Source organism: Rhodanobacter thiooxydans LCS2 (assembly GCF_000264375.1).
Classification (GTDB): Bacteria; Pseudomonadota; Gammaproteobacteria; order Xanthomonadales; family Rhodanobacteraceae; genus Rhodanobacter; species Rhodanobacter thiooxydans.
The window spans coordinates 1-430 of the sequence record NZ_AJXW01000089.1 but is presented as its reverse complement, the minus strand read 5'-3'; the positions used below and the strand labels follow the sequence as shown (position 1 = coordinate 430).

Genomic DNA, 430 nt, shown 5'->3' with positions numbered 1-430 from the left:
TGCCGCAGCCTGTCGTTCTTCAGCGGCGACAGGCTGGCCAGCGTCGGGTGCACCTGCAGCGGACGCAGGTTGGCGTACACGCCGAGCGCGGCGCGCAGGGCCAGCAGGCCCTGCTCGGGCCGCACCGGCGCGTTCGGGTCGGACCACTTAGGGCCGCCCACGGCGCCGAGCAGCACCGCATCGGCGGAGCGGCACGCCGCCAGCGTGGCGGCCGGCAGCGGTTCGCCGGTGGCGTCGATGGCGGCACCGCCGATCGGCTGTTCCTCGAACGCGAACACGTGCTCGTAGCGCGCGACCACGGTTTTCAGCACAGCCACGGCGGCGGCGGTGACCTCGGGGCCGACGCCATCGCCGGGCAGGGTGACGATACGGGCTTTCATGCGGTTACTCCGTTCGATCGAAGCGGGTTTTGTTGAAGAGTGCGGCCATG

The 430-nt window shown here is 71.6% G+C and carries 1 protein-coding gene; it reads right to left on the bottom strand.

The window, feature by feature from the left end; all coding sequences use genetic code 11:
* Positions 1 to 380, bottom strand: a 380-nt coding sequence (locus tag UUA_RS15890) for an isocitrate/isopropylmalate family dehydrogenase (RefSeq protein ID WP_008438680.1), incomplete at its 3' end; no start/stop codon positions are given.
* Positions 381 to 430: the final 50 nt, after the last annotated feature.